Consider the following 6,291-nt stretch of genomic DNA (forward strand, 5'->3'; position numbering starts at 1 on the left):
GGTGCGTCGCCGGCCGGGCGCCCCGGCGGGTACGCGGGCAGCCGCAGGATCAGCGCCGCCGACACCAGATAGGTCGCGGCGTTCCCGGCGACCAGCAGCCGGTACGCCCAGGGCGTGTCCGCCGCCAGCGCGATCCCGGCGAGGCCGGCGCCGACCGCGATGCCCAGGTTCGCGACCGCCCGCAGGGTGGCGAAGGCCTGCACCCGCCCCTCCGGTCCGGCGACGGCGGCGATCAGCGCGGCCCGTACGGCCAGGTTGCCCGACACCAGCAGCGCGTCCGCCACCGCCACCGCGACGAGGAGGGTGAACGAGTCCACCAGCAGGTACGACGCGGCGACCCCGGCCTGCAGGACCTGCACGACGGCCCGCACGGTGCGTGGGTCGCGCCGGTCGGCCAGGCGGCCCAGCGGCACGCTGGCGGTGAGCCCGACCAGGCCGGCGACGGTGAGCGCCACCCCCACCCGCGCCGGGCTCAGCCCGACGACCCGGGTGAGGTAGAGCGCCGACCCGGCGACCCACAGCCCGGAGCCGACCGTGTTGGCCAGAGTGGCCAGGGCGAGGGTGCGCAGCCGGCCGGGCGGCGGAATCGGCGACACCGCCGACCAGCGGCTCACTCCGGTGCGGGATCGACGGCGGTGGACACCTATCGACCCTAGGAGCGGCGGGCCGGGCGTAGGGTGCCCGACGGGGGCGACGCCGATCACAGTGGAGGACCGGATGACGCTGGTACGGAGGGCACGACCGGAGGACGCACCGGCCGTCACCGGACTGATCGGCGAGCTGGGCTACGCGACGGAAACCGACGACGTACGCGATCGGATCGCCGGCCTGCCGGCCGGACACGTCGTCCTGGTCGCCACCGACGGGGAGCGCCTCACCGGCTGGCTGCAGGCCCGCCACGGCCTGAGCCTGGTGCACGGCGAGCGGCTGGAGATCGTCGGCCTCGCCGTCTCCCGCGACTGGCGAGGGCGCGGGGTCGGTGGCGTTCTGGTGGATGCCGCCGAACGCTGGGCGCTGGACCGGGGCCTGGGCAGTGCTCAGGTGCTCTCCGGCAGCGAGCGGGCCGCGGCGCACCGCTTCTACGCCAGACGCGGCTACCGTCGGGTGAAGAGCGAGCAGGTGTTCGTCAAGGCGCTGACCGCCGACCGGGCGTGGGCCGGTCAGGGCATCCCGCCGGATTCGCTGGACACACCGGCGTTGTAGCCCTGGCTGTCATCGCCGCCGTACCCCCTGCCCCTGATCCTGGTGTGCCGGCGGCGGCGCTGGTCCTGCCGGCTCTGCCGGATGGCGCGGCGGGCGGCGCGCAGCGCGACACATCCGGCCCCCCGGCCCCGGCCCGGCGGTGCCGGCGCACCGCCCGCACCGTGCCGGCGAGAATCACCGCCGGCATCACCGCCACGGCCACGATGGGGATCCATACCCGCTCGTCCACGCCGGCGATGGTAGGAGCACGGTGCCAGGGTGCGGTGACCGACGAGTGGTTGCCTGCTCACGGCGACAACTTCGAGGAAGATGCTGGCTCCGGTGCAGGGGAGGGGACAACTTCCCCGACGTTGTCGGCCCGAACGGCCGGGCGGCGGGCCAGCTCGGCCAGCTTTACGGCGACGCCCGCCCGCGGGCTGGACGGCCGATTTCTTGCCTGGGCTCGCCCTTGGGGCTGGGACCCGAGACCCGAGTGGTGGCGCGGACTCGGGGCGAAACATATCGGACGAAGTTGCGCCCTGGTGCATCCGGCAGCGGTGTGCGCGGCGAACCCCTCTCCAGGAACACCCGAGTCACCGAGGAGAGGGACAACGATGAGGAAGACGATGACGGTGGGCGGCGTGGCCGCTGCCGCACTCGTGGCCAGCCTGGCGGTCGCCGGTCCGGCGTCGGCCGCCCCGCGCAACGAGGGCGCGGCCTGCGTGCAGGCCGGTCTGGGCACGCTGAAGAGCCTCGGCCTGCTGGAGGCCGCCGCGCAGCGCGAGGTGGACTACTCCACCCTGGCCGACCCGGTGAACGGTCCGATCTTCGCCGAGCTGCCGGCCGGTTCGTACCTGTCCCTGGGCACAGTGGTCAAGCTGCACACCACCAACCCGGGGCTGTTCGCCTGGTGCGGCTGAGCGCGGTCCGGGTGGCCTCCGGGAGCTGGAAGGCCACCCGCCGCACGCACGCTTGATTCCGCACGACGGTGGTGACGCGAGCACCACCGGACGGACGAGCGGCCTCCCGTGTTCCCGCGCCCGGGAGGCCGCTCCTCCCAGATCACCATGATCGTGCTCGATCGGGGAAGTAGTGGCCTCGCCGCGTGCGCGAGGCCACTACTTCCGGGTTCCAGCGCGATCATGGGCCGCGGGAGCGGGATCAGGACGCGCAGGCGCCGCCGTTCAGGGTGACCAGGCCCGGCACGGGGTTGGCCCCGCTGGCCGTGGTCCCGTTGAAGCCGAAGGTCACCGTGGCACCGGGTGCGATCGTGGCGTTCCAGGACAGGTTCTTCGCCGACACCGTCGCGCCGGACTGGGTCACCGTCGCCGACCAGGCCTTGGTCACCTTCTGGTCGCCGGTGAAGGCGAACCGGGCCGTCCAACCGGAGACGGCGGCGGTGCCGGTGTTGCGGATGCTCACCTGGCTGGTGAAGCCGCCCGGCCAACTGCCGTGGTTGGTGTACGTCACCGCGCAGGTCGGCGCCGGTACCGCGCCGGAGTCGCCCTGGTCGGCCAGGAACGACGCGATCCAGGTCAGCGCCGAGTTCCAGTTGATCGCGACCTCGTTGGTGGCGTACGAGTTGATGTCGTCGACGTAGCAGAACATCGGCTCGCAACCGGCCAGCAACTGCTGCGCGAACGGGTCCTGGAGGGCGGCGTTCGGGCCACCGGCGAGGGAGCCGGCGGGCGGCTTCGGCAGGGCCGGGTCGAGCTGGTGGGCGAAGATCCGGCTGTGCTGGTTCTCCGCCGCGTGCTCGCCCCACCCGGTGACGTACGAGATGTTGAGGGCGTTGCGGCCGAGGATGTAGTCCATCGCCTGCACCGCCCCGTCCCGGTACCTCGGGTCGGCGGTCAGGTCGAACGCGGTGGCCAGCACGACCGCGTTGTTGATGACGTTGCTGTTGCCGCCCCAGAAGTAGCTGCCGGCGTCACCGGGCATCGGCAGCCCGTACGCCTGCCCGGCCAGCTCGGCCAGGTAGTCGTCGGCGGCGGCGGTGACCGAGGCCCGGATGCGGGCCAGTTCGGCGGCCGGCAGCCCGTTCGGCACGGTGGCCAGGTCGAGGCGGCCCAGCGCCGCGACGCCCTGCCAGCCGAAGCCACGCGGGTCGAACACGTCACCGGTGTGGTGCGGAGACGCGCTGAGGTCCGTGAGGTAGGCCCGGGAACCGGTGGTCAGGTACAGCTCGACCGCCGCCCAGTAGAACTCGTCGGTCACGGTCGTGTCGTCGTACGCGCCGCCGCCGGTGCTGTCGGTCGGGCTGGCGTACCGCTGCGGGTTGGCCTTGGCCGCGGCGTAGGCCGTCTTCGCCGCGGTGGCGCAGCGGCCCGCGAAGGCCGCGTCGTAGGGGGCGAAGAGCCGTGCGCACTGCGCGGCGACGGCGGCCAGGTTGAGGGTGGCCGCGGTGGACGGCGGGTGCAGCTCGCGCGGCTGCGGGTCGTCCTGGGGTTGCAGCGGCAGTCCGGTCCACTGCCGGTCGTGGATCTTGTGGTGGGCCATCCCGGCGAGCGGCTTGCCGGTCGGTACCTGCATGCGCAGCAGGAACTCCAGCTCCCAGCGTGCCTCGTCGAGGATGTCCGGCACGCCGTTGCCGCGCTCGGGCACCCGCAGGGTGTTGTCGCCCAGCGCCGCGCCGCTGTCCGCGGTGGCCGCCGTCTTGGTGCGCTCGAACGTGTTCAGCAGTTGGTAGGTGGCGATGCCGCCGTTGACGACGTACTTGCCGTGGTCGCCGGCGTCGTACCAGCCGCCGCGCACGTCCAGCGAGTAGTCGCAGACGCCGGGCTGGCAGGGCACCGACGTGTCGCCCTGGTTGGGGGCCACGCCGAGGTGGCCGGCGGGGCGGGCGTACTCGTCGCCGATCAGGTCCCCGTCGATGGCGATGCCGCTGCGCTGGGCGTAGAAGAACTGCAGGGCGTCGGACCGGAGCTGGTCGTAGAGGGTGCCGGAGATGTCGAATGGGTGGCTGGTCTCGCCGTCGGCGACCAGGGTCAGCCCCGCGCCCGGGGTCCGGTACGACGAGAAGTCGATGGAGTGCACGGTCTGGCCGGAGGCCTCGTCCTCGCCGCGCGGGGTGCTGGTGCCGCTGGCCACCACGTCGCCGGAGGCGGAGCGGAGCTGCCAGGGCAGCGCCTCGGTCGCCTCGGTGACGACGGTGGCGTTCTTCGGCCCGCCGGGCAGGTAGCCGACCTGGTTGACCCGCACGCGGGGCCCGGTGTCCGGCACGTACGGCTCGGGCGGGTCGCCGCCGCGCAGGGACACGTCGTCCAGGCAGAGGGTCTGCTCGGCGGCGTTCCCACCGACCTGGAAGATCAGCTGGGCGCTGGGGTTGTCGGCCGGCACGGTGAAGGTCTGCTCGAACCGCTGGGCGGTGCCGGTGGCGGTCGCGTCGACGCTGGCGTACGTCGTGTAGGGGGCGCTGCCGAGTTGCAGGACGGCCTTGACGGCCGAGCCGGGGGTGGCGGAGACGTCGAAGCCGAGGGTGTACTCGGCGCCGGCGACCAGCGGCACGCCGTCCTGCCCGATCCCGGCGTCCCACGGGTTGGCCAGGCCGCCGGGGACGGTGGTGCAGAGCCGGCCGTCGGTGACCGCGAGCGGGCCGGTGCCGTACGAGAACCAGGGGGCGACCCCTTCGCTGAAGTCGCCGTTGTCGATCTGCTCGGGGGCGTCGGGGGGTGGCTCGGCGTACGCCGAGCCGGCGCTGGCGCCGGTCAGAGCGACGGCGGTCGCCGCGGCGAGCACCGCGAGGCGGCGTCGGGATGACGTCACGGGTAGTCCTTCCGGGACGGGTGAGGCGCTGGTGGTGGCTTTGCTGGTGGGGACCGATACCTGGGAGCGCTCCCAGGTGTCGCCCCGATGTTCCCAGTGCCCGGAGCCCCTGTCAATCGACCAGGTCTGATGAAATCGTGGTCGGTCCACAGTGAGATTCGCCGCGCCCGGCGGGCTCGGTCGTGATCTCCTAGAGACAACTCGACCCTCCGCCTGGCAGGCTGCCTCCCATGACCCTGAAGCTGCGTTCCGTGGGAACGAGCGACCGTGGGCTGATCCGCAGTGGCAACCAGGACGCCCTGCACGCCGGAACCTGGCTCGTCGCCGTCGCCGACGGCATGGGCGGGATGGCGGCCGGAGACCTGGCCAGCGCCATCGCGATCGACACGGTCGCTCCGCTGGACGTGGAGACCCCGGAGGACGCTCTCGTCGCCGCGCTGCAGAGCGCCATCCAGCAGGCCGGCGCGCGCATCCGCCAGGCGGTCGCCGAGGACCCCGAGCGGCAGGGCATGGGCACCACCCTGACCGCCCTGCTCTTCGCCCGCACGGGCACCTGCCTGGCTCTGGCCCATGTCGGCGACTCCCGCGCCTACCTGTACCGGGAGGGGGTGCTGAAGCAGGTCACCCGCGACGACACGTTCGTGCAGATGCTCGTCGACCAAGGGGTCATCACCGCCGACCAGGCGAGCAGCCATCCCCGGCGGGCCGTGGTGACCCAGGCGTTGCAGGGCGACGACGTCAACCCGTCCTACGCCACGATGGTGCCCCGGGCCGGCGACCGGTGGCTGCTGTGCAGCGACGGCCTGTCCAACGTCGTCCGCCCGGACACCCTCACCGAGGTGCTCGCCGCCCACCCGCAGGCCGGCGAGTGCGTCCGCAAGCTCATCGACCTGGCGCTGCGGGCCGGCGGCCCGGACAACATCACCGCCGTGATCGCCGACGTCGTCGAGGAGTGACCCACGTTCCTCAGCGGCGTCGCGGCGTCGCGTGCCGGGTCGGCACCGCGTCCGTCGGGTCCTCCGGCCAGGGGTGGCGGGGGTAGCGTCCGCGCAGCTCGGCGCGCACCTGCGGATAGCCGGTGCGCCAGAACGACGCCAGGTCGGCGGTCACCGCGACCGGCCGGCCGGCGGGGGAGAGCAGGTGCAGCAGCACCGGTACGCGGCCGTCGCCCACCCGGGGCGCCTCCCGCCAGCCGAAGGTCTCCTGGAGCTTCACCGCGAGCACCGGCGCGTCCGGATCGGCGTAGTCGACCCGGACCCGGGACCCGCTGGGCACGGTGATCCGCTCGGGCGCCAGCTCGTCCAGGCGGGCCGCCGCCGACCAGGGCAGCAGCCGGCGCAGGGC

The 6,291-nt window shown here is 73.5% G+C and carries 6 protein-coding genes; 3 read left to right on the forward strand and 3 right to left on the reverse strand.

Going from position 1 to position 6,291, the window contains the following annotated elements; all coding sequences use genetic code 11:
- The coding region (locus tag AB0I76_RS19910) for an MFS transporter (protein WP_357037371.1) at positions 1-614 on the reverse strand (614 nt) is incomplete at its 3' end.
- Positions 615-717: 103 nt separating this feature from the next.
- Between AB0I76_RS19910 and AB0I76_RS19915 the strand changes: the two genes are divergently transcribed.
- Positions 718-1,203 carry a GNAT family N-acetyltransferase gene (locus tag AB0I76_RS19915; RefSeq protein ID WP_357037374.1) on the forward strand — a complete coding sequence of 162 codons (486 nt, stop codon included), beginning with the start codon at positions 718-720 and terminating at the stop codon, positions 1,201-1,203.
- A gap of 593 nt (positions 1,204-1,796) precedes the next feature.
- Positions 1,797-2,102, forward strand: a complete 306-nt coding sequence (locus AB0I76_RS19920) for a hypothetical protein (RefSeq protein WP_357037377.1) — start codon at positions 1,797-1,799, stop codon at positions 2,100-2,102.
- Between the two features lie 241 nt (positions 2,103-2,343).
- Here the strand turns inward: AB0I76_RS19920 and AB0I76_RS19925 are convergent, their stop codons facing one another.
- Entirely contained in the window at positions 2,344-4,947 is a 2,604-nt protein-coding gene (locus AB0I76_RS19925; RefSeq protein WP_357037380.1) for a glycoside hydrolase family 9 protein, read from the reverse strand.
- A 230-nt stretch (positions 4,948-5,177) separates the two neighbouring features.
- Between AB0I76_RS19925 and AB0I76_RS19930 the strand changes: the two genes are divergently transcribed.
- Entirely contained in the window at positions 5,178-5,903 is a 726-nt protein-coding gene (locus AB0I76_RS19930; RefSeq protein ID WP_357037382.1) for a protein phosphatase 2C domain-containing protein, read from the forward strand.
- A gap of 10 nt (positions 5,904-5,913) precedes the next feature.
- On the opposite strand, the gene AB0I76_RS19935 is transcribed toward AB0I76_RS19930, so the two are convergent.
- On the reverse strand, positions 5,914-6,291 hold a 378-nt coding region (locus tag AB0I76_RS19935; protein WP_357037385.1), incomplete at its 5' end, for an ATP-dependent helicase C-terminal domain-containing protein.

Source organism: Micromonospora sp. NPDC049799 (genome assembly GCF_040656655.1).
Lineage (GTDB): Bacteria > Actinomycetota > Actinomycetes > Mycobacteriales > Micromonosporaceae > Micromonospora.